The organism is Halohasta litchfieldiae, assembly GCF_002788215.1.
Classification (GTDB): domain Archaea; phylum Halobacteriota; class Halobacteria; order Halobacteriales; family Haloferacaceae; genus Halohasta; species Halohasta litchfieldiae.
Genome location: NZ_CP024845.1, coordinates 2,643,099 through 2,665,761, shown reverse-complemented (window position 1 = coordinate 2,665,761; position 22,663 = coordinate 2,643,099). Strand labels below are relative to the sequence as shown.

At 61.0% G+C, this 22,663-nt stretch carries 20 protein-coding genes; 9 read left to right on the top strand and 11 right to left on the bottom strand.

Annotated elements, in window-relative coordinates; translation table 11 throughout:
- Nucleotides 1-146: 146 nt before the first annotated feature.
- Nucleotides 147-722, top strand: coding sequence for a hypothetical protein (locus tag HALTADL_RS13425; protein WP_089672627.1), 576 nt, complete (start codon nucleotides 147-149; stop codon nucleotides 720-722).
- Nucleotides 723-791: 69 nt separating this feature from the next.
- On the opposite strand, the gene HALTADL_RS13420 is transcribed toward HALTADL_RS13425, so the two are convergent.
- Entirely contained in the window at nucleotides 792-1,202 is a 411-nt protein-coding gene (locus tag HALTADL_RS13420; RefSeq protein ID WP_089672626.1) for a putative toxin-antitoxin system toxin component, PIN family, read from the bottom strand.
- Nucleotides 1,199-1,459 carry an AbrB/MazE/SpoVT family DNA-binding domain-containing protein gene (locus tag HALTADL_RS13415; RefSeq protein WP_089672625.1) on the bottom strand — a complete coding sequence of 87 codons (261 nt, stop codon included), beginning with the start codon at nucleotides 1,457-1,459 and terminating at the stop codon, nucleotides 1,199-1,201. The genes HALTADL_RS13420 and HALTADL_RS13415 overlap by 4 nt, the downstream gene beginning before the upstream one ends.
- Nucleotides 1,460-1,561: 102 nt before the next feature.
- Between HALTADL_RS13415 and HALTADL_RS13410 the strand changes: the two genes are divergently transcribed.
- From HALTADL_RS13410 to HALTADL_RS13400, 3 genes are all read left to right on the top strand, one after another.
- Nucleotides 1,562-2,719: an MFS transporter gene (locus HALTADL_RS13410; protein ID WP_089672624.1), complete on the top strand. Its 1,158-nt coding sequence runs from the start codon at nucleotides 1,562-1,564 to the stop codon at nucleotides 2,717-2,719.
- Nucleotides 2,720-3,095: 376 nt separating this feature from the next.
- Nucleotides 3,096-3,785 carry a YqjF family protein gene (locus tag HALTADL_RS13405; protein ID WP_089672623.1) on the top strand — a complete coding sequence of 230 codons (690 nt, stop codon included), beginning with the start codon at nucleotides 3,096-3,098 and terminating at the stop codon, nucleotides 3,783-3,785.
- 277 nt (nucleotides 3,786-4,062) lie between these two features.
- Nucleotides 4,063-4,299 (top strand): hypothetical protein, encoded by a 237-nt coding sequence (locus tag HALTADL_RS13400; RefSeq protein ID WP_143054141.1) that lies wholly within the window; start codon nucleotides 4,063-4,065, stop codon nucleotides 4,297-4,299.
- A 64-nt stretch (nucleotides 4,300-4,363) separates the two neighbouring features.
- Here the strand turns inward: HALTADL_RS13400 and HALTADL_RS13395 are convergent, their stop codons facing one another.
- The gene (locus tag HALTADL_RS13395; RefSeq protein WP_089672621.1) at nucleotides 4,364-6,631 is read right to left on the bottom strand and encodes a CDC48 family AAA ATPase; all 2,268 of its coding nucleotides are present in this window, start codon (nucleotides 6,629-6,631) and stop codon (nucleotides 4,364-4,366) included.
- Entirely contained in the window at nucleotides 6,628-6,876 is a 249-nt protein-coding gene (locus HALTADL_RS13390) for a DUF7127 family protein (protein ID WP_089672620.1), read from the bottom strand. Before HALTADL_RS13390 ends, HALTADL_RS13395 begins: the two co-directional genes overlap by 4 nt.
- 217 nt (nucleotides 6,877-7,093) lie before the next feature.
- On the opposite strand from HALTADL_RS13390, the gene HALTADL_RS13385 reads away from it, so the two are divergent.
- Entirely contained in the window at nucleotides 7,094-8,917 is a 1,824-nt protein-coding gene (locus HALTADL_RS13385) for a sensor histidine kinase (protein WP_089672619.1), read from the top strand.
- A gap of 70 nt (nucleotides 8,918-8,987) precedes the next feature.
- Entirely contained in the window at nucleotides 8,988-9,767 is a 780-nt protein-coding gene (locus HALTADL_RS13380; RefSeq protein WP_089672618.1) for an alpha/beta fold hydrolase, read from the top strand.
- On the opposite strand, the gene panB is transcribed toward HALTADL_RS13380, so the two are convergent.
- Nucleotides 9,757-10,566 carry a 3-methyl-2-oxobutanoate hydroxymethyltransferase gene (gene panB, locus HALTADL_RS13375; protein ID WP_089672617.1) on the bottom strand — a complete coding sequence of 270 codons (810 nt, stop codon included), beginning with the start codon at nucleotides 10,564-10,566 and terminating at the stop codon, nucleotides 9,757-9,759. The genes HALTADL_RS13380 and panB overlap by 11 nt on opposite strands.
- Before the next feature lie 109 nt (nucleotides 10,567-10,675).
- Between panB and HALTADL_RS13370 the strand changes: the two genes are divergently transcribed.
- Entirely contained in the window at nucleotides 10,676-10,945 is a 270-nt protein-coding gene (locus tag HALTADL_RS13370) for a DUF5822 domain-containing protein (protein WP_089672616.1), read from the top strand.
- 14 nt (nucleotides 10,946-10,959) lie between these two features.
- On the opposite strand, the gene HALTADL_RS13365 is transcribed toward HALTADL_RS13370, so the two are convergent.
- Entirely contained in the window at nucleotides 10,960-11,487 is a 528-nt protein-coding gene (locus HALTADL_RS13365; protein WP_089672615.1) for an HAD family hydrolase, read from the bottom strand.
- Between the two features lie 333 nt (nucleotides 11,488-11,820).
- Here HALTADL_RS13365 and HALTADL_RS13360 point away from each other — a divergent pair, with 333 nt between their 5' ends.
- Nucleotides 11,821-16,623: a multicopper oxidase domain-containing protein gene (locus tag HALTADL_RS13360; RefSeq protein ID WP_089672614.1), complete on the top strand. Its 4,803-nt coding sequence runs from the start codon at nucleotides 11,821-11,823 to the stop codon at nucleotides 16,621-16,623.
- A 26-nt stretch (nucleotides 16,624-16,649) separates the two neighbouring features.
- On the opposite strand, the gene HALTADL_RS13355 is transcribed toward HALTADL_RS13360, so the two are convergent.
- From HALTADL_RS13355 to HALTADL_RS13335, 5 genes are all read right to left on the bottom strand, one after another.
- Entirely contained in the window at nucleotides 16,650-17,432 is a 783-nt protein-coding gene (locus HALTADL_RS13355; protein WP_089672613.1) for a sulfite exporter TauE/SafE family protein, read from the bottom strand.
- 74 nt (nucleotides 17,433-17,506) lie between these two features.
- Entirely contained in the window at nucleotides 17,507-17,962 is a 456-nt protein-coding gene (locus HALTADL_RS13350; protein WP_143054140.1) for a hypothetical protein, read from the bottom strand.
- Nucleotides 17,963-18,051: 89 nt separating this feature from the next.
- The gene (locus HALTADL_RS13345) at nucleotides 18,052-19,035 is read right to left on the bottom strand and encodes an AIR synthase family protein (protein WP_089672611.1); all 984 of its coding nucleotides are present in this window, start codon (nucleotides 19,033-19,035) and stop codon (nucleotides 18,052-18,054) included.
- Nucleotides 19,036-19,083: 48 nt separating this feature from the next.
- Entirely contained in the window at nucleotides 19,084-19,635 is a 552-nt protein-coding gene (locus tag HALTADL_RS13340) for a helix-turn-helix domain-containing protein (RefSeq protein WP_089672610.1), read from the bottom strand.
- A gap of 147 nt (nucleotides 19,636-19,782) precedes the next feature.
- Nucleotides 19,783-20,193 carry a hypothetical protein gene (locus tag HALTADL_RS13335; protein ID WP_089672609.1) on the bottom strand — a complete coding sequence of 137 codons (411 nt, stop codon included), beginning with the start codon at nucleotides 20,191-20,193 and terminating at the stop codon, nucleotides 19,783-19,785.
- Nucleotides 20,194-20,423: 230 nt separating this feature from the next.
- Here HALTADL_RS13335 and HALTADL_RS13330 point away from each other — a divergent pair, with 230 nt between their 5' ends.
- On the top strand, nucleotides 20,424-22,655 hold the full coding sequence (locus tag HALTADL_RS13330) for an alkaline phosphatase PhoX (protein WP_089672608.1): 2,232 nt from the start codon (nucleotides 20,424-20,426) through the stop codon (nucleotides 22,653-22,655).
- Nucleotides 22,656-22,663 lie beyond the last annotated feature (8 nt).

Below are 22,663 nucleotides of genomic sequence, written 5' to 3'. Positions count from 1 at the left end.
GGGGTGTGGATCGGTCGACGGTGGAGATGGCACAGAATAATACAGGAGTTGCAGTAGAGTTACTCTCACTAAATCGTCCCACCCGGATACACGTAGCGGATATGTCGACCACAAATCCGAAACCAACAGCCAACCAACACGAACGTATGGCCCTCCTAGATCGCTTCGACAGGTGGCTCACGCAGTATCTCGACAGCCTCCCGAAGAGCGACCGCCCCGACATTGGCGCGGGGTATACGATGGCAGCCGCGGCCGCCGTGGCAGCCATCATTTTCGGTATCGGACAGGGAATTCTCTCCGGTGTGGGAGCCGGAGCGCTGTTCTTCAGTGTCGGAACCGATACCAATCCACTCGTGGCTGGCGGGGTTGCTGTGATGGCCGTGATAAGCTGGCTGATGGCCAGCGGGGTTTCGCTTGTCGTTGTCGTCCCCAGTGGGTTCGTCGGTGGGCTGACCGTCTGGCGGTTCGTGCCCGAATCGCTCCGCTTCGGTGGGTTCATTGGTGGCCTGCTGTCGACACTCGTCGGCTACGTGGTCAGTTGCGCGATGCTACTTCCGCTCGGTGTGGTCTTTAGCATCGCCGTCGACCCCTCGATGGCCACGGCCACCGATTCAATGGTGACGTTCGTGCTACTGCTCGGCTTCATTGCCGTCTACACCAGTTGGGCAACCGTTCCAGTCGGAGTTCTGACTGGCTACCTCTTCGAACGGTCGCTTGACTGAGCCATCCTACAAGCCGATATTGACTGACACGGTTCAAGACATGTCTCATCCACTTCTGAGATCCCGCTGTCACTCGGTGAGGTCGTCGTAGAATGTTCGTGGTGTGACGATCTCGATCCCACGAAACGAGTCGAGATCCAGGAGATGCTGATCACCGGAGACGAGATAGTCGACATCACCCGCGACGGCTGCTTCGAGAAATTTGTCGTCGTCAGGGTCGGCCGCAACTGCTGTGATGTCTTCAGTCGGGGTGACGAACTCTGCAAAGTACCGAACTGTTTCGACTTCCTGCTGGATTTCGGTCTCGTTCATGTGGAACCGGTCAGGATATTTGAGAAGTGTCTCACGGAATTCAGTGAGCGTGGCCACAGAGACGATGAGTTGATACTCGCCCTCGAACCCAGCGACAACGACATTGTGCGGCGTCCCAGTCGAGATCACCGACGAAATAAGCACGTTCGTGTCGAGAACCGCTCTCATTCATCACTCCGAGCATCGTGTACCAACTGATCGACGTCCTCCGTCGACAACTCGACAGTACCGGCACGGTCTTCGACTCGCTGTTGAAATTCCTCGACAGACGGCAGCTCGATCTTTTTCAACACGAGGCCGTACTCGGTTGGCACGACCATCAGTTTCGTCCCTTTCTGGAGCCCGAACTCCTCGCGGAGTCGACTCGGGATCGTAATCTGGCCCTTTGAGGTCACTGTTGTCACTTCGGGTTCGTCGGCACTCATAGTATGTAAGGATTCCTTACGCAATGGCTTGAACCTATCGCTCAGTTGAGCCGAGAATCAAGCATTCGGAACCCTTGAGACCCTCTGCTCCGAAGCGATGCTGTGAGTCGACGCCACCTCTTTGGGTCGTTGTGTGGGCTCGTCTTTTTCCTCAATCTGGCCAGAATCGTCTTCGCGCCGCTGTTGGACGTGTTCATCGCCGAGTTCGGCATCGGCGAGGCGACCGCTGGCCTCATCGTTACCCTCGCGTGGGTCGGCAGCGCGTCGCTCCGACTCCCGGCTGGCTGGCTGCTCACGCGGTTCCCACGCCACTATCTCGTGATCGTCTCGGGGGCAATTCTCACCCTCTCGGCGGCCGCGACTGCTACGGCGGTTACGGTTCAACAGCTCATGATCGGGGCGTTTTTCATGGGCAGCGCCTCCGGCGTCTATTTCGTCTCGGCGAACCCGCTTTTGAGTGAGCTGTTCCCAAGTCGGGTCGGCCGCGTCATGGGTATTCACGGCGCGGCCAACCAAGTCGCCGCGGTGGCCGCGGCCCCACTGGTCGCCATCTCGCTGTGGGTCGACTGGCGGCTCTCGCTGTGGACTATTGCGGTCGGCACTGCCGTCGTGACCGCCGCCACCGTGATCGTCGCCCGGCGGACCGAGATGCCGGATGCGGGTGCGGACGACAGCTCGCTACTCGCCGGTGCGCGCTCGGAGTGGCGGATTATCCTTGCGGCCCTTGGGCTGGCTGGCGTCGCGGTCTTCGTCTGGCAGGGCGTCTTTAATTTCTATGAACTCTACATGCAGTCCCGTGGGCTCTCGCCGAACGCGGCCTCAACGATGCTAACTATCGTCTTTACGGCTGGCGTGCCTGCCTTCTTTGTCGCTGGCGAGCTGGTCGACGACCTCCCCTCGGTGCCGCTGTTACTCGGGATCGTTGCCTCCTTCGCTGGCTGCCTGCTGCTGTTGGTCGCCGCAGAGGGGCTGGTCGCGCTGGCGGTAATCTCGGCGCTGATCGGCTTTGTCATCCACGCGCTGTTTCCCGCCGTCGACGCCTACATTCTGACCGCGTTGCCGGACTCGACCCGCGGCAGCGCCTACGCCGTCTTCAGTACCGCCTGGATGCTGTCGCAGTCGGGTGGCTCCTCGGTCGTCGGTGCGCTGATCGAAGGCGGCTACGCGTACGGTACGGTCTTCACTGCTGGCGCACTCGCCCTCGTGGCAACGGTTGCCGGGCTCGCAGTGCTCGAACGTGCTGGTCGACTGCCCGCGTGAGTGCCGTCGAACGACTGTCCACATCGAATCCGATAGGCACAGCCGGAGCACGAAATCCGGCCGAATCGGCAATCGAATACTCCTGAACGGCTTTATATACTCGAACGAACCGGGAGATGATCGACCTCCCAGCACGCCGACAGTCTTGCCACTCACCGAATAAAACAGGCCAGCCGTCGACCCACTGCCGACACTGGCCGGAGGGACGTGTCGCGTGACACGCGGGTAGGGGTGACTACTGTGACAACCTCTAGCAGAATAAAACCCGTCGACCGTTCACGCCCGAATCGCCCGGATAATCGCCGATTGGTGGCTATCAGGCGTCGACTACCGTCTCCGGCCAAAGTGATATTCGTCCGAGCCACCAACAGTCGACATGGTAGTGCCACTGGAGATGGGCTGGCGACACCTGCTGTTCGAGAACTACCCGGTCGAGCCACGGGTGATGGACGCCCACCTGCCCGACGGGCTCGCCCCCGACACCTTCGACGGCTCGGCGTGGCTCTCGGTCGTTCCCTTCACGAACGTCGACGTCCGGCCGAAGGGGCTGCCCAAGCAGCTCGGAATTCGACTGCCGGAACTCAATCTCCGAACCTACGTCACCCGCGACGGCGTCCCCAGCGTCTACTTCTTCAGCCTCGATGCGCAGGGCATCGCGAGCGTCATCGGCGCGAGAGTCTTCCAACATCTGCCGTACTTTTATGCGCGAATCGGCTTGGAGTGGGTCGACGGCCGGGTCCAATTCAAAAGCAGACGAATGCATCCCGGCTCGCGGCCGGCCCACTACGAGGCGAGCTACTGGCCGACCGGTAAACCGTTTGCGGCTCCAGAGGACCCCTTCGGCGAGTTCCTCGTCGAACGCTACCGATTTTATACGGAAGCACAGGACGGCTCGATTCGGTATACCGATGTCGACCACGAGCCGTGGACGCTCTACCCGGCCGACGCCGAGATCACGACCAGCACACTACTCAAGAGCCACGGTTTCGCCGAACCCGAAGCCGAGCCGGTCTGCTACTACAGTCCCGGGCTCGATGTGGTTGCCTCGCGGAGTAACCAACTGTAGCCGGTGGCATCCGCTAGTCGACACACCAACGACTCACGAATAGAAATCAAGCCACAGATCGACCACGCCAGTCGACAGTGGCTGGAGGGGTGTGTCCGTGGGGACACGCAGGTAGGGGTGTCTACATTGACAGGAGTTACCAAAATAAAACCCGTCGACCGTTCACGCCAGTTTAGGCGAGAGACCGGGTGTCGTCGACGGTAGCTGTGATGGCTGCGGCCAAGAATGTCACATTGGCTGCGATACGCTTTTCAACCATCTGACTAGACTATAACAAATGAATGGTGGCCAGCCCACTGCGTCACCATCTCCCGGTCGACAAAAAGCATTGATGAAAATTGGCCTCGTGGTACTTCTCGGTGGATTCGTGTTACTGTTTATTGGCGTCGGAACAGCCATCGACGCTCTCTATGCATGGTCCCATCCTGTTGATCTTCTGGATGCATTCTTACTAAAGATCGAGTACACAGTGGCAGGCATTGTGCTCGTACTCGCGGGATACCGACTCAGGTAGGCCTCCTCTGCGACGATTCAACAGCAGTCAAAATAGTGTCCGCAACGGTGTGATTCAGTAGCGTCTACTGGAACGCGGTGCCGAGATCGTCTTCGGTGTCGATCTCGCTTTTGCCGAAGCGACGTTCGATCTCCTCGTAACGCTCTCGCGTTTCGGGAGTCACGCTTGCTTGGACCTGATCGAGGGCATCCTCGAAGTGGGCCATCGTCACCCGGACGTTGCCGACCGATTCGGCGACCTCTTCCCGACTGACGCTGCCGATGAATTCCCGGCTGGCAGCCATCGATGCCTCGCGGCAGACCGCTTCGATGTCCGCGCCGACGTAGCCCTCGGTCTGGCGAGCCAGCTTGCCGAGGTCCACGTCGTCGGCCAGCGGTTTTTCGTCGGTGTGGACCTCGAAGATCTTCCGGCGAGCATCCTCGTCGGGCACCGGGACGTGGACGTGTCGGTCCAGTCGACCGGGCCGCAGGAGTGCCGAATCGATCAGGTCTGGGCGGTTCGAGGTGGCGATTACCACGACGTCCTCCAGCGATTCGAGGCCGTCGAGTTCGGTCAGCAGCTGGCTGACCATCCGTTCGCCGACACCCGAGTCGGTCGACTGACTTCCGCGCTCGGCGGCAATCGAGTCGATCTCGTCGAAGAACACCACGGTCGGGGCGTTCTCGCGGGCCTTGCTGAAGACCTCGCGGACTCCTTTCTCCGATTCGCCCACGAACTTGTTGAGGAGTTCGGGGCCTTTGATCGAGATGAAGTTCGACTCGGCCTCGTTGGCGACCGCTTTTGCCAAGAGGGTCTTACCGGTCCCCGGTGGACCATACAGCATGACACCTTTCGCGGCGGCCATGTCGAGTTCCTCGAACACTTCGGGGTATTCGAGGGGCCACTGGATCGTCTCGCGGAGGCGCTCTTTGGTGTCCTCTAAGCCACCAACGTCCTCCCAAGAGACGTCGGGCACTTCGACGAACACCTCACGCAGCGCCGAGGGTTCGATCCCTTTTAAGGCCGATTTGAGGTCGCTCTCCAGCACCTCGATGGATTCGAGGATGTCGGCGTCGATCTCGTCGCTTTCGAGGTCGAGCCGTGGGCGAATTCGTCGCAGCGCGTGCATCGCGGCCTCTTTGGCGAGGTTTTCGAGGTCCGCGCCGACAAAGCCGTGGGTGTTCTCGGCGTACACGTCGAGATCGATCCCCTCGGCCAGCGGCATGTTGCGGGTGTGGACCTGCAGGATCTCTTTCCGTCCGTCGCGGTCCGGAACCCCAATCTCGATCTCGCGGTCGAACCGGCCACCACGCCGCAGCGCGGGGTCGATAGCGTCGACACGATTGGTCGCGCCGATGACCACGACTTCGCCGCGCTCTTCGAGCCCGTCCATCAGGCTCAGGAGCTGGGCCACGACGCGTCGTTCGACGTCGCCGCCTGCCTCCTCGCGTTTGGCCGCGATGGAGTCGAGTTCGTCCATGAAGATGATCGCGGGGGCCTCCTCGGAGGCCTCCTCGAAGATGTCACGGAGCTGCTCTTCGGACTCTCCGTAGTATTTCGACATGATCTCCGGGCCGGAGACCGTGTGGAAGCTGGCGTCGATTTCGTTGGCGACGGCCTTGGCGATCAGCGTCTTGCCGGTGCCCGGTGGGCCGTGGAGCAGGACGCCCTTCGGTGGGTCGATCCCGAGCCGCTTGAACAGCTCTGGGTGCCGCATTGGCAGTTCGATCATCTCTCGAACCTGTTCGAGTTCGTCGTCGAGGCCACCGATGTCCTCGTAGGCGATGTCGGGGGTTCCCGAGGTGCCCGGTGCGGCACCGCTGGGTGCCTCCTGAATCTGTTCGGCGGGTTTCTCAGAGATGGTGACCTCCGTCGAGTCAGTGACGACGACCGTGCCCGATGGCGACGTTGAGGCGATCTTCAGTGGAACAGCCTGCGATTGGCCGCCCATGAAGCCGAAGCCCAGTGGTAACTGAACATTTTGGCCGGAGGTGACTGGCTGGCCACCGAGTTCGCGTCGAATCAGCGAATCGATATTCCCACGGATGCCGAGCCGTTGTGGCAGGGCAATCGTGATCGATTCGGCAGGGTTGACCTCCGCTTTCTCGATGGTCAGTTTGTCGTCGATGCCGACGCCCGCCTCCTGGCGGAGTCGACCGTCGATCCGGACGATACCGGTCCCGTCGTCCTCCGGGTAGCCGGGCCAGACGCGGGCGATGGCGGTGCCGTCGTCGCTGTCGAGACGGACGAAATCGCCGCCTGAGAGGTCGAGTTCGTCGGCTGCGAGGCGGTCGACCGCCGCGAGGCGTCGACCGGCGTCCTTCTGTTTGAGTGGTTTGACTGTGAGATTCATTTGTTCACCGTGATTTCGAGTACGCCGTTGTTCAACTCAACGTTTGGGTCCGTGCCGGGCAGTTCAAACTCCGTCTCGGTGAGACGGTCGCCGTGATCGATGACGAGAATCGCTGTCGAGCCGACGACATCCACATCGACCTGCTCGTCGTCGACCGGGAGGTCGACCGCGAGCAGCGAGTGGTCGTCATACTCGTAGCGCCGCACGAAGCGGTCGTCATGACCGGCTGCCTGTGGTTCATTCATAGTACTAACTCACAGTTATTCTTCAAAGTATATAAAGCTACCGCTGAAAAACCGCATGAAGGCGTTGGGGTACCCAAATTAGATTGTGTTGCGGTTCACACCGAAGTTTGCGGTCGTGAGCATCGGTCGACCGTCGTGTCCCGCGTACGCGGTCCAATTCTTACTGTTGATAGATACGGCAAACGGATTTTATAAATGAGCGAAGAAGCCACAGGAAATGCCGCTGCAGTATCCGCTCTACTCGATCTCGTTCGCAGTTGCGGTTGTGTTGGTGGTGGCGGCGGCGACCCAGGCGTGGCAGCTCCGCGAGGAGCCGGGTGGTCGACCGCTCGTCGTGACACTGCTCGGGATGGGGTTTTGGGCCTGTTGTGAGTTCGTTGTGACAGTCGTGCCGGGCACACCTCTGTCGGTTGCCTTCATGAAACTGTGGTTCGCCGGAATTACGGTCGTTATTGCGAGCCTGTTCGTCTTCGTGCTCGCGTACACGGGGTACGACCAGTACGTTACGCGCCGGACAATTGGTGGGCTGGCGATCTGGCCACTCATTTTCAACGCCATCGTCTGGATTCGACCCGATCTCGTCTGGGAGACGTTCGTGGCGAATCCGGCCACTGGATCGGGGTGGGAGACGACCTACGGCATCGCCTTCGGTCTCCATATCGGCTACTCGTATCTCTTGGTCGCGGTGTCGACGTTCCTGTTGGTTTGGTTCGTCTTCACCAGCCAGTTCCTCTATCAGAAACAGGCCGCCGCGCTGCTCGCGGGAATTGTCGCCCCGTGGCTCACGGATATTGCCTTTATTACCCGGACGATTTCGTACAATCTGACGGCTGTCGGCTTCGCTATCACCGGCGTTTCGCTGACGTGGGGCATCCAGCGAACGAAGTTCATGGACGTCGCACCGATTGCGCGAAATGCGGTCGTCGAAACGCTGAACAGTGCCGTGTTCGTCACCGACCGCGAGAACCGACTCGTCGACGCCAATCAGCGGGGACTCGAACTCCTGGATCTCTCCGATGCCGACATCGGTCGACCGCTCGCGGAGCTGATCAAATCGGTGCCGAGCGTCGCCGAGCAGTTCCATGCCGTGGCCACGGCGACCGACCACCAGCGCATGCGAATGGAGCTCAACGGCCACCACTACCAGATCGAACTCACACCACTGTACGACGACCGTGAGTATCTCGTGGGTCGCGTCTTTCTCGTCCACGACATCACCGACCAACACCACCAGCAGGCACAGCTCAAACAGCAGAACAAGCAGCTTGATCAGTTCGCCTCGGTCGTGAGCCACGACCTCCGGAACCCCCTCAACGTCGCCTCGGGCTACGTCGGACTGGCCCGCAAGACCGGTGATCCGGCGCATTTCGACCGAATCCAGGAGTCCCACCAGCGCATGGAACAACTGATCGACGAACTGCTGACGCTGGCCCGGCTCGATGCGGCCGCCGTCGACACCACAACGGTCGACCTCGCGTCGTGTGTCACAACGGCCTGGCAACACGTCGAAACCGGCGACGCCGAACTCACGGTCGACGCTGAGATCCACATTGAGGCCAACCGACAGCACGTGCTGCAACTCCTAGAGAACCTCATTCGAAACGCTGTCGAGCATAGTCGTCCGAGAGACGGCGACGCCGTCTCTCGTGATGACGAAAATTCCCAGCGGGAATTTTCGAACCATTCGACAGGCACCCAGAACTCGGAGGGTTCTGATGAGGCCGTGGAACACTGCTCCACTGAGAACGGGGGCGACACCGACGATGGTGGGTTGGAGATCACGATCTCGGTGAGAGAGGCCGAAACCGACGGGCCGGTGCAACTCGTCGTCAGCGATACCGGTCCCGGCATTCCGCCCGCCGACCGCGAGTCGGTGCTCGAAGAAGGGTATACGACCGGCGACGGAACCGGGCTGGGACTGGCTATCGTCACGCGAATCGCGGATGTCCACGGCTGGGGTGTGAGCGTCGAGGCCGCCGACACAGGAGGTGCGGCATTCGTTTTCGATGACGTCGACCAGTCGACACCAGCCGAATCGTAGCCGCAATCACCTACCTATCGGTATTCGAGAAGGTCCGGCGATTTATGCCCAACTCGGCCCGAATAGAGGTATGGAATCCGTGAGCCACCACGGCCGGTCGACAGCTTACAAATACAGCGACCGGAGCGGTCAGTCCGGCCCGGGCTGCTGTTATATTCACGGTAGTGGTGGCTCACACGAAGCATGGAAAAGCCAGTTCAGACTGGCCAGCCGAACCCCGGTGGCGGCGGTCGACCTCAGCGGCCACGGTGAAAGCGACGATATCGACGCCGATGCGGGCTACGAAACACTGTCGGCCTACACCGATGACGTGGCAGCCGTCGTCGAGGCCACCGACTGCTCGGTGCTGGTCGGCCACTCCCTTGGCGGCGCAGTCGCGATCTGGGCGGCGCTCGAACGTGATCTCGATCTCGATGGATTGGTGTTGGCCGGCACAGGACCGCGGCTCCCGGTGTTGTCGGATCTGCTCGACTGGCTGAAGACTGATTTCGACCGGGCCGTCGAGTTTCTTCATGGCTCCGACCGACTGTTTCACGATCCGGACCCCGAACTCTTGGCGGCATCCACACGTCGACTGAGAGAGACCGGCCAGCCGGTCACGGGCCGGGATTTCCGCACCAGTAACCTGTTCAACGTGTTGGGTCGACTCGACGAGATCGACCTCCCGGCGGCCGCACTCGTCGGCGAGTACGACCAGCTGACGCCGCTCCGATATCATCAGTATTTCGCCGCCGAGATGCCGAACTGCTCGGTACTCCAGATCGAGGACGCGGCCCATCTCTCGATGCTCGAACAGCCACAGGCGTTCAACGCGGCGCTCTCGATGTTCCTCGACCGCCTCACTCGGTGAGGTCGTCGACGCTCTCTTCGACGTGGCTGTGTTCGGCTGACGGGAACTCTCCGTTTTCAACCGCTGACCGATAGGCGTCGACGGCGTCGGTCATCGCGGCCTCGACATCACCGAACTGCTCGGCGAACGGTGGCTGGTCCTCGCTGAGCCCCATCACATCAGTGAGTACGAGTACCTGCCCGTCGCAGTCGGGACCGCCCCCGATCCCAATCGTCGGGATATTCAGTGCCTCGGTCACCTGCCCGGCGACGTTCGCCGGAACGTGTTCGAGCACGAGTGCAAAGGCTCCGGCCTCCTCGTGTGCGCGTGCGAGAGACAGGATCTCTTCGGCGGCCTCGGTCGTCGTTCCCTGTCGACTGTAGCCGCCGAGTTGGTTGACGTGCTGGGGCGTCAGGCCCAGATGGGCCATAACGGGGATCCCGAGTTGGGTGAGTCGATCAGTGATCTCGACCGTGTGGGGGCCGCTTTCGAGTTTGACGGCGTCGGCGCCGGCCTCCTTGAGCATGCGGCCCGCGTTCCGAATCGTCTCGCTGTCGTCGACGCCGACTGAAAGAAATGGCATATCGGCGACAACGAGTGCGTCTTCGGTGCCGCGGACGACTGCCGCGGTTCGGTTTTGCATCTCCTCACGGGTTACCGCGAGCGTGTCGTCGTACCCCAACACTTCGGTGCCCATGCTGTCGCCGACGAGGATAACGTCGATTCCGGCGGCCTCAACGATCCGGGCAGTCAGCGCGTCGTAGGCCGTCAGCATCGTGATGGGCCGGTCTCGCTCGCGGAGCCCACGGGTCGTGGTCATACCCCAACAGTTGGTTTCGCACCGATAAAACAGTTCGATTCCCGGTGTGGCCGATCTCTCTCCAGTGGCGAACCGTCACACAGTAGTAGTCGCAGACTGAGATGGATCTGTGGCAGATCTCGTCGAAACTACCGATCCTGATGGCGTCGACTTCGGCTGGGTGATGCAGACGACGTTCGTCGTCACCATCATCGTCGGCGCACCAATCGTTGCCGGGCTCTCGATCCTCGTCGAACTCCCGTCGTGGGGAGCCCGTCTCAGCTTCGCGGTGCGGGTCGGCGCGCCGATCTGGTTTCTGACCGCAGTTTCGGTCTTTCTGTACGCGAAATACAAACTCGAAGACGACAAAAAGGCCGAGCAGAGCACGGATTCGGCCTAACTGGCTACAGCGATTCAGTCGACAAACAGAAAGTCGACGCCCGCTCGGTCGGCAGTTATCCTGTCACGGTCGGAGTCTCCGATAAAGACGGCCTCACCCGACTCGACACCCAACTCCGAGAGCGTCGCCAGCAGCGGCTTGGGGTCGGGTTTGTGGGTGTCGACCGAATCCCGACCGATGACTGCCGAGACACCCGCCGACAGCTCGTGTGTATCGAGCGCGATCCGGCAGGCCCGTTCGCAGTTGAGCGAGCAGACGCCGACCGGCACCGACTGCTCGGCGACGTCGTCGGCCAGAGGAAGGCGGTGAGAGTCCCGCGCACCACCGTGTTCGTGGCGGCTGATCGTGGCTTTGACTTCCTCGCTGATTCCGTGGTCGGCGGCCCGTCCCAGCAGCTCCCAGAGATCAGCGGCGCGGGCGTCGACGCCTGCCTCCTCGTAGACCGCGATCACATCGTTGGCGACAGTCGCCCAGTCGACGGCGAGATGGACTAGTGTCCCGTCGAGATCGTAGACCACTGCCTCGTACTCAGTGTAATCCATACAGATCTGATGGGGCGGCGTCGTGAAATCGCTGTCGACACCCTCCGGTAGTTGTTTCCCTCAGTAAATCGCTGTGAGTAATCGAATCTGAACACACATACCTCAGTGTCTGTGACAAGATATGTTAAGCATACCACGATAAAACCGCGCGTAGCAGCTTTCTACGTTTAAATCATGTAGTGGAGTTTTCGCCAGTGGTTCGGCCGCGAGATAACAAACCGAACGTAGTAGACGGGCAAAACACGGCAATAACTGCAGTTATACGTTAGTTATAGCCATTTATACTTAGTAATATGACAATTACAATAGGGTATATTGGCTGTTATCGTATGTATGTCGCAGGAAAACGGCGACGATACTGATGCATCATCACCCGATGGCGCGATTGAAGATCACTCCCTGTTCAACTCGGCTGAAACGTCTCGGCGGGATTTCCTATCGATAAGTGGGACGGTCGCAGCGGGGACAGCACTCTCGACCGGAGCTGCGGCCACAGAGGACGCTACCGAACGTGAGGAGGTCCCCGAGGAACCCGATGAAGCTGGACAGGTTCGGCATTTCGATGCCCATGCAATCGACGTCGACATCGTCTACAACCGGTACGGCCTCCACCAGCCGGTCGGCGTCATGTACGCGCTCGAAGAGGATAGAAAGGAGATCAAAAAGCTCTCCGGAAAGCGACCCTGCGGGAACACGGTCGTCTTCGAGGACGACGACGAAGACGACGAGTTCTTTTGCGAAGAGATCCCCGAGGACAAACGCGCCGACGGCGATACGCGACTGATCCAGCCGCTCACACTTCGTGCCGAGAAGGGCGATATCATCGAGATCGAGTTCCACAACGACCTCGACCGAGCGGCCTCGATGCATATGACCTCGCTGCCGTACGAGGTCGACGACAGCGACGGGATGCATGTCGGGTTCAACCCGGATACGACCGTCGAGCCCGGCGAATCGATCACGTACCGGTGGTACGCCTCGAACCTGGGTGGTCACTTCTTCCTCGATGGGGCGAACCAGGCCTACGACAGCGCCGACGATCCGCCACAGGAGGCCAACCTGCTGTCGCGGGGACTGTTCGGCTCGGTCATCGTCCACCCACAGGGCACCGAGTGGACCGACCCCTTCACCGGTGACGAAGAACAGGGTCGGGTTCAGGCGGACATCCACCTGCCGGATGATCTCAGCGAGGAGGCCATGCAAGCGGGTAATGTACCCGGACTCAGCTACCGACAGTTCGTCATTTATTATCACACCCCTGAAGGAATGCGAACCGCTGACGGCGATGAGTTGACGTTCCCCGACAGCGACGAGGACCAGACGACTCACGCGATCAACTACCGTGCGGACCCGACCGGGAACCGGATACCCGACGGGAGCGACCCGGAGATCAGAGAGAACTTCTACAACTCGTGGCTCAACGGCGACCCCGGCGGCGGTGACAACGTGTATCCGGTGTACGTCGGCGATCCGGTGAACGTGCTGCCGATGGGGGCGTCGGTCGAAGAAAACCACGTCCACCACCTCCACGGCCATCGCTGGAAAGAGACGCCGCCGGACATTTCTTCAGGTACCGTCGACTCCCAGACGGTCGGCCTCGGGGCGGTCTACGAGAGCCCGCTCAGCGTTGCCTCAGGGACGTCGACAGAAGGTATCAACGATTTCACGACCGTGCGTCCGAATCTGGAGTTCGAGGACTCCTTTGCGGTTGGTGCGGGTGGCGCACACCGGTCGACGGGTGATGTACTGTTCCACTGCCACCTCTTCCCCCACTACGGCGAGGGAATGTGGGGAATCATGCGCGTACTTGACAAGGAGCGAAAGGGATTCCAGACGCTGCCGAACAACAAGCCGCCGATTCCGCTCGATTCGGACGTGCCCGGCTACCCCGAGTTCATTCCCGGCAAGTTCGGTAACACACCGCCGTTCCCACCGTACGGTGCGGCCGGAAAGGAGGAGTTCCGTGATCCGACCGACGACGAGCAGGCCGCCCTCGGCGACGATATCATCCCCGGTGCGCCGTACACAGATCCCTGTGATCCCGACGTCGAAGCCGAGATCGAGGGCGAGAAACGTGAGTACACCATCGTCGCCCTTCCCGCCGATGTCGTCTACAACGACGCCGGACACCACGATCCGAACGGAATCGTCTACGTGCTCGAAGAGAACGCCGAACTAGTCAAAAAGGGGAAGTTGAATCCCGAACCGCTGGTCATCCGCGCCAACGTCGGCGACTGCGTCGACATTACATTTAAAAACGAGGTCACCGAGGAAAACATCGCGGCGATCCCCGCCGACCGCTTCCCGGAGGGCGGCGAGGACGGCAACCCCGACAGTGTTCCCATCGAGGCCGGTGGGAAATCCAACCACATCCATTTCGTCTCCTATGATCTTCTGGGCTCGGACTCACTGGCGTCTGGATTCAACTACCGTCAGGACGCCAAATCAGGCGAAAAGGCCTTTTATCGATGGTTTGCCGACGAGGAGGGGACGATCTTTTTCCACGATCACATCACCGGCATCGAAGACGTGATGCACGGCTCGTTCGCCTCGCTCGTGGTTGAGCCGCCCAAATCACGCTGGCTCGATCCGTTCAGCGGTGACGAGATCGACAGCGGTACCCAAGCGATCATCGAGGTGCCCGACGGCACCGACTACCGGGAGTTCTGTGTGGCTTACCACGATTTCGCACAGCTGGTCGACCGCGACGGCGAGCTGGTCAACCGAAACGAGGCCGAACACAACGAGAACGCGGGGGTAATGGCGATCAACTACCGGAACACGCCCTACTACATCCGCGACGACTGTGATCCGGCTTACGTTCACTCCTCGTTCGTCCACGGCGATCCGTCGACGCCCACTTTCGAGGCCTACGAGGACGATCCGGTTCGCTTCCGGCTGTGGCATGGGGGCTACGAGGAACAACACAACTTCACGATCAACGGTCGACGGTTCGATCCGGAGGGACAGGACCCCGAAGACGCCGTCACGCAGGTCATCGGCACCTCGGAAGCCTTCGCACTCGATCTTCTGGAGGAACCCGACTCAATCGGTGAGGGGACGTTCATCGAGGAACTCGACGAGAACCCCGCTGGCCTCCCGATCAAGGACTATCTGTATGGATCACGGGTCGTCGACGATCTCTGGAACGGGATGTGGGGACTGTTTCGAGAGTTCGGCGGGGAAGTCGACCACCTCGAACCGTTGCCGGACCGGAAGGCCCCGAACGAGACGATCAGTCGCAAGCAGCTCAAAGAGATGGGGCATCCGGCTCCGTGGAGCGAGTTCAATTGGTCGGAGACGGGCCAACTCGCACGGCTTCTCTACGCGGACAAAAAAGAGGAGCGACAGGAGTTCCCCGCCGACAAAGAGGCCCGGCAGAACGACGCCATTACCGGCGATCCACCGGAGCTCGCCCCGTCGCCGGGCAGACCGTGTCCGAAAGATGCGGATCGTCTACAGTTCAATGTGACGGCGTTCGATACCGAGATCGAGTACAACGAGTACGGCGACGTCGACCCCTACGGCATCGCGTATGCGATGGACGAGGACGTCGAGGCGATCTGCGACGGCGACGCACCGCTCGAACCGCTGCTGTTGCGCGCGACACAGAACGACTGCATCGACCTCACGCTGACCAACGATATCGACTTCGACGATCTCGACAACGACCATCCACATCCCGAGATGCAGGGTCCCGACGAGGACTGGGATCGCTCGAAGCGGATCTCGCTACATCCCAAACAGGTCCGGTACAACGTTCTCGGCTCCGACGGAACGACCGTCGGCTTCAACTGGGATCAGACGATCGGGCCCGGCGAAGAGATCACCTACCGCTGGTACGTCAACGAGGTTTCGGTTTCGTCGGTGCTTCAGGACTTCGCGGACATCAGAAGCAACCGCCACCACGGAGCCTACGGTCGACTGGTCATCGAAGAGGAGGGCGTCGAGTTCCTCGATCCGATCACCTGCGAGCCAGCACCGAACGGTCGGGCGCACTCGGTGATGAAGAAGATGCCCGATGGCGACGATTTCCGGGATTTCTCGCTGGCGTTTGCGGACGGACAGTTCATCATCAACGAGGACGATCCCGACAACTGTGTGGTGCCACCGGGACCGGATATCGAAGATTCCGACGACCCCTGCAATCAGTTGGGCGATCCCGAAGACCACGGCTATCCGGCGATCAACTACCGCTCGGAGCCCTTCAGTCGCCGGTTCGAGCGGGCCGACGACAATCCGGCGAACGTGTACGCCTCGAATATCCACGGCGATCCGAACACCCCGGTGCTCCGTGCGCTGCTCGGCGATCCCGTGACGTTCCGGATCCATCTCTGTGCTGACAAAGCCGATGGACTCGCGTTCCATCTCGCTGAGCACCAGTGGGACCGACTTCGAGGCGAGGCCGACTCCAAACTCGTCGGTGTCGACGATCAGATCAGCGTCACCAAGACCGACCGGGTCGAACCCGTCGGCGGTGCGGGCGGACTCGCCGAGAGTACCGGCGACTTCATTTATCAGGAGACACGCGAGCGGCGGAAACTCGAAGGCGGCTCGTGGGGCATCTTCCGGGTCGAAGACGACCGCACGAAGTTCCCCAAGGAGATCCATCCGCTGCCGGATCGCTCGAAGACGGTCCCAATCGAACACCGTCCGAACTGGATCACGATGGCGGGGAATCTGACGGGAGGCACCAAAACGGATCTCGTCGTGATCGTCCCTGACAGCGTTCGCACCACCGACGATGCGAGCGGGCTCTATCTGTTCGAAGATCTCGATTCGAGGGATGACGTGACTGATCTCGCGGCGGCCGACTACAGTGCCCTCGTGGAGGACGACGATGACGAACTGGTCGTGAAACTAGATTCGGGGTCGGTCGCCGCGGCGAAACGACTCCGGAAGCTGCTCCGGAACGCGGAGCTCTCGGTCGTCGGCGCGCCAAACGACTACTGCGCCGATCCCGACGAGTTGGCCCACCTAAAAGCAGTGAAAATGACCGGCAACCGCACCGATGCGAACGCCGAGAAAGTCGACCTCTCGGTCGACGCTGTCGACGTCGGTGCCGATTCGCTGAAAATCACGTGGGGAGACAGCTCAACGCTCACAGTGACCGAATACGACACACTCACCGAGTAACACGCCGATCAAAACTCCATCCCATGTCAGGCGATGCCGAGTCCACCGAGTAGGAGTCGAATCCCGATGATCGTCAGTAGGCCAAACACCAGTCGACGACGAAGCCGACTGCTTACTCGATTCCGAAGTCGACTCCCCACTGCGACACCCCCGATTGCGGGCACCGTCGCCGCGACTGAGAGTCCGAGGACGGTCAGCGACGGATAGAGTCCCAAGAGGCCCGCCGCCCCGACGCGGAGGGCGTTGATGCCGACGAACACCATCGCCACCACGCCGACAAACAGCCCGTGGGAGAGATCCTGACTCCGGAGATAGGCAACCAGTTGGACCCCGACGTTGGTCGCACCGAACAGCAGTCCCGACACGCCGCCGATTGTGATCATCGCTGGAGCGCTCCCGAGCGTCGACCCACCCTCGATCCCGAGCGACGGGATCGCCACCGCCTGCTGTTGGCTGGCCACAAAGCCAAGTGTGATCAGGCCGAGGCCGACGCGCAGTGGCCCACCCGGCAGCGCGTCCAGCACGATCATGCCGATGATCGTGCCGAGAAGCGCTGAAACTACGAGCGGGCCGAACCGCTTGCCACAGCTCCGGAGTTCATCGGTCGACAGCTCACTGACGAGCGTCACGTTGGCCGCCAACATGGGGATGATCATCACCACGACTGCTGTGGCAGGGTCGACGACCGTCGCCAGCGCCATCGTCCCCACGACCGCAAACCCGAACCCGGCCAGTCCGTTGACCATCCCGGAAACAATGACGATCACGAACAGAACCCCGACGAATGCGGGCGTGAGTGCGACGACCATCCTACGACAGAATACCCGCCATTATTGATAAAAGACGCCCAGTAATGCGTGTCGACCGCACATCGCTTATAAACTCAGAAACTGCCAGCAGCGAGGAGCACCAGCGCGCCGAGCCACCACTGCCACCGCGTCCGTGGCGGGGACTGGGTGTCGGTGTGGCGTCGACCGCGTGCGATCAGCAGGCCTTCGTGGACGAACAGCCCGCCGAGGGCGAGGACTCCCCCGGCGAGAACGAGCGTGCCACCGGTGAGGACGGTCGACTCGCTGGCCAGCGTTTGAACCACTGACCAGACGACGAGACCACCACAGACGCTCATCGGAACCCCAAGCGCAGCGTGACGGAAGCGAACTGTGGCGGCTCCGACGAGGACCAGCCCACACAGTCCAGCAAAGATCACCGTATCGCTGACTGATCCGACAAACGGGCTGTAGGCAGGTCTGGTCGTCGACACCAACAGTAATCCAAGTGCGACGAACCAGACACCGTGCAGATAACCCGCGTCTCGATCACTGTACTGAAGATCCACCACGAACCGACAGTCGACCGCTCAGGGCCTAAAGCTCCGGAAAGACAGTGTTTCGGACCAATCAGCAACAATAGCAGTCCGTTCGCAGTGGACTACTCCCAGAAGGGGTATAGCTGATCGTCGCTGGCTTCGGTGATTCGCTCGCCATCCAAGACGAGCGCAGCTGAGACATCAGTGGCTGCTGACGATTCGACAGTCCCGATCACGGCGCTTGCGATGCCAGCTTCACCAAGTCTCGTTTCGGCCGCGTCGACCCCGTCGGCGGGCACTGTCGCAAGCAGGGCTCCCGAGCCGAAGATACGGAGCGGGTCGACTCCCATCGCCGTACAGACGGCCTCGGTTTCCGGGCGGATCGGCACCGCCTCACGGTCGACGACCATGTCGACATTCGCGGCCGTAGCGAGTTCGACAAGGCCGGTGATGACACCGCCCTCGGTTGGATCATGCATCGCGGTGGCCACATCTCGAAGCGCGCGGGAGTCTTCGAGGACGCTGATTTCGTCGAAATACGTCGCCGCCCGGTCGATAACCGCTTCGTCGACGCCCTCGTCGCGGAGTTTGTCGACGAAATCCGTCGCAATGATACCGGTGGCCTCGATGGCCGCCCCCTTGGTGAGCAGAATCTTGTCACCCGGCTCTGCGCCACCGGTCGGGATATGGCGGTCGGTGCGACCGAAGGCAGTCAGACTCAGCAGTGGGCGAGAAAGCGTCGGGACGTACTCCGTGTGGCCGCCGACGATTGTGACACCGATCTCGGTGGCGGCGGTATCCAACTGGCTCGTCAGCGTGGCGATTGTATCCGGATCGTCATCCGGGAGAAAAATCACGTTCGTCAGGAACTCGGGGTCAGCGCCGGCGGCCGCGATGTCGTTGCAGGCGACGTGGACGCCCAGCGTGCCGGCGGCTTCGGCGGCCAGCGAGATCGGATCGGAGCTCACGACCAGCGTTTCGCCATCGCCGAGGTCGATTGCCGCCGCATCCTCGCCGTAGGCTGCGCCGGTCAGCAGTGCCGGATTCGACGCGCCAGTCCGGTCGAGAACGGTTCGGAGGGTCTCGGGATCCAGCTTTCCGATCATTCGTCGACACCTCGGGCATGGCTGCCTTTGTACCTGCCGAGTCGGTGACTACTCGTCGACCAGCGTCACATCGAGTTCGTCTTCGAGCTCACGGATTACCGAGCCGCCGACGCCTGCACGGGCGGCCCGACCCTGCTCGACTGCGAGATACTCTTCATCGTCGATGTCCAGCTTGTCGGCCAGTTCCTCGACAGTGAGTCCGGCCTCTTGGCGGGCGTTTTCGACGCGCTCGTCGTAGTCCGAAACGAGGTACGGGAGTCGGTCGCGCTCGTAGTTCGTCCCCTCCTTTTCCCAGTGGGAGGAATCGCCCGTGTTGGCGTCGTAGATCTCGGCCTGCTTCTGGGCGGCGCGTTTCTTTCGGTCGGCTGGGCTGTCACTGCTACTGCTCCCGCTGCCACTGCCACTGCTGCCGCCCTGACTCGACTGGCCGCTGTGGCCGGAGTCACGTCGACTGTCGTCGTGGGGCGAGCAGTCGGCACAGACGAGCAGTTTGGCCCCGGCGACGTTGGCCGTGCTCAGTCTGCTAGAGGCTTTGCCGCAGAGTTCACAGGCATCGCCGTCGCCACCACCGCCACCGTCGCCCGTCGAATACTTTGCCATGTACCCACCTTGGGCCGAGGGGTGTTTAATATTGGCCGCTCAAACGTGGTCGCCAGCACCGACGCGGCGGGGCGTCGCTGCTGGAAACACAAACGGAATCGGTATGGCCGATGTCGGAGAGTTACGGCGACGGTCTGGGCTACGACACTACGACAGATCTTGTTCTTTGATCCGGGTTCGGATGTTCTCGGCGCGGTCTTGGACACGGGAGGCATACCGGATCACCTTCCCCGGCTGGACGCCCATGAACGAGCCGACCCACTGCTCGTCGACCGTCGACTGGGTGAGAAAGTACGCTGCAAGCGTATCGCGTCCGGCCTGAATAATCACCGGTGGGACACCCCGCTGGCCCGTTCCGACCTCATCGAACCCGTTAACGTCGAAGTAGATATCGGCGTACAGCTCTGCGGTCTCCGGATCGTCGAACGTACACCCCTCGTGGGTCGGTGCCTCGAACCGGTAAGTTGTCGACTCGTCGTCGGCCGATTCGACGATTCTGACATCCATGACGTATTCTCTGTGAACTGGGCTGCCGGGGACCGTTTCGGACTCTGTCATACAGTCGACGTCGCCGGTGAGTTATTTGAGTGTCAATATTGGTACTATATGGGGCTATTCCGGATATGTACCCATATATACAATTGAGTAGGCAACTCCCTACGAACATACCACTACATGACGGTATTGCGGGGTCGAAACTCTCCGTGGACGGATACTTATCTATTATAAGCGCTTTTTATCTAATATCGTGTCGAAATGTATACATGGATTTCCACAGACGAACCCTGATGAGAGCCTCAGTCGCGGCCGCCGTCGGTGCCGGTATCCCCGGTGTCGCCTCCGCACAGAAAGACCGCGATAGCCGGTCGACAGCAGTCGACGATACGGATACCGATGGTGCACCCAGTGTCGTCGGGGATCTCAAACGGTTCTCGACGACGGCGTTTGGGGCAGAGATGACGGGTCCGTTTGTATTTGATGACGGAACGTTGTTGCACAGTATCCAACACCCGAGCCGTGACAATTCGGCCCCGTGGAACAAAGCCGGCGTCGGCTACTACAGTGAGTTCGGGTTCGAGTTCGACGGCACCAACGACGATTTCGAGGAGCCCTCACCGCCGGAGGGAAGCGAACAGGACTACGCACGGGCGGCCGACACCGAGTTCACGTATCTGATTCAGGAAGGCGATGACATCAACGATGGCACCGAGCAGTGGGGAGTTACCCAAACACCCGACGGAGAACCCGTGACGACCGACAATTTCGCGGGGACTACCTACGGCGATGCCGGCTACAACCCCGACTGCAACCAGTTCGTCGCAACCACCGACGACGGAACCGAGGGATACCTGTTTACGAACGACGAAAACAGCCCTGGCAACGTGATGCGAACGCCGATCAGCCGGACCGACGATGGGGAGTGGGAAGCCGACCCCGACAACGCGATCAACACGGTCAACACCGAACAGTTCCGCGATATCGGCGGCACTCGCATCAACTGCTACGGCGACCTCTCGCCGTGGAACACGCCGATCTCCTCGGAGGAGAACTACGCCCATCCGCGAGTGAGTCTCGCTGCCACCGTCAGCGACGCCTCGGCGGCCGAAAGCGGCGAGGGAATCTACGGGGCAGCCCACTTCTGGAACAGACCCAACCCCGTAGAAATCAATACGGCAGTCAACGAGCAGTACGACGAGGTCGACGGCTGGTCCATTCAGGGCTACTGGAACATGACCGGGGTCGAACATCTCGCCTACTATCTGGGTGCCGACCCGGTCGAGGCCGATGGCGATGAGAATCCACTCGAACCCATCGCAGACGTGTATCCGAACCCCTATCGCTACGGCTACCACGTCGAGATCCGGGACCCAGCGGCCGAGCCCGACGAGATCACACCGGTCAAACATTACGTCATGGGCCGGGCCGCTTGGGAAGCGCCGGACCTTCTGCCCGACGAACGAACTGTCTACGGCTGTTCCGACGGCGATAGTAAGGGAATCTACAAGTTCGTCGCCGACGAGCCGATTCCGGAGTACGACGACCCGATGGCCATCGAAGGGACCCTGTATGCGCCCAAGATCACCAATGACGAGGCTGCATCCGGCGACTCTCCCGCAGACGTACCGCTGGAAATCGAGTGGCTAGAGCTTGGTCATGCAAGCAACGGGGAGGTCGACTCGTGGATCGCCGACTACGACGAGATTACGCAGGTCGACTATCTAGAGAGCCATGCTGACTGGGACGAGGGCGATGAGGTCACCGAAGGCGTCCTCAAAGAGGCCGATCTCGAAGTGATCGAGGCGGGCAATCAGGACTACATTTCCGACGCGGACATCCTTGCGTGGGCCGACCAGTACGAAGAACACGGTCCCGATGGCGTCGACGAGGAGCTTCGACGGATTCCGTTCTTAGAGACACGCGCGGCGGCCAAGGAGATCGGTGCCTCAATCGAGTTCAACAAGGCCGAAGGCGTCGACAGCGTCGACAACGCCCAGCCGGGCGACTACATCTACATCGGCGTCTCGGAGTTCAACGACGCGCTGGACAACCAGCCCACCAACGACGGCGGCGACATCGCCCTCGACCGAGTTGATGGCGGCGTCGTCTACCGTGCGGAACTCGGGTCCGACTACAACGTCTCACGGCTTGAACCGGTCATCATCGGCCCCGACTTCACCGAGGAGGAAGCAATGGCGGACGTCGACGACGCGCTCCGAAACGTCGACAACGTGTATGCAATGGGCGACGGTCGCGTGCTCTGTTGTGAGGACGGCTGGCGCGGCGGCAACCGGAGCTATCCGAACGACGGGCTCTACGTCTATCAGCCGCCGGAAAACGATTCGGCAGCCACCGAGCAGTCGAACAGTTCTGACGGGAGTGATCAACAGGGCGAAAACGGGAGTGAGAACGGCGAAAGCACCAACAGCGAAACCCCCGGATTCGGCATCGGAGCCGGTGCCGCAGGGCTTGCCGGTGCTGGCTATCTACTGAAACGCCAGTTCGAGCGTCCCGAACAGTAAGATCCATC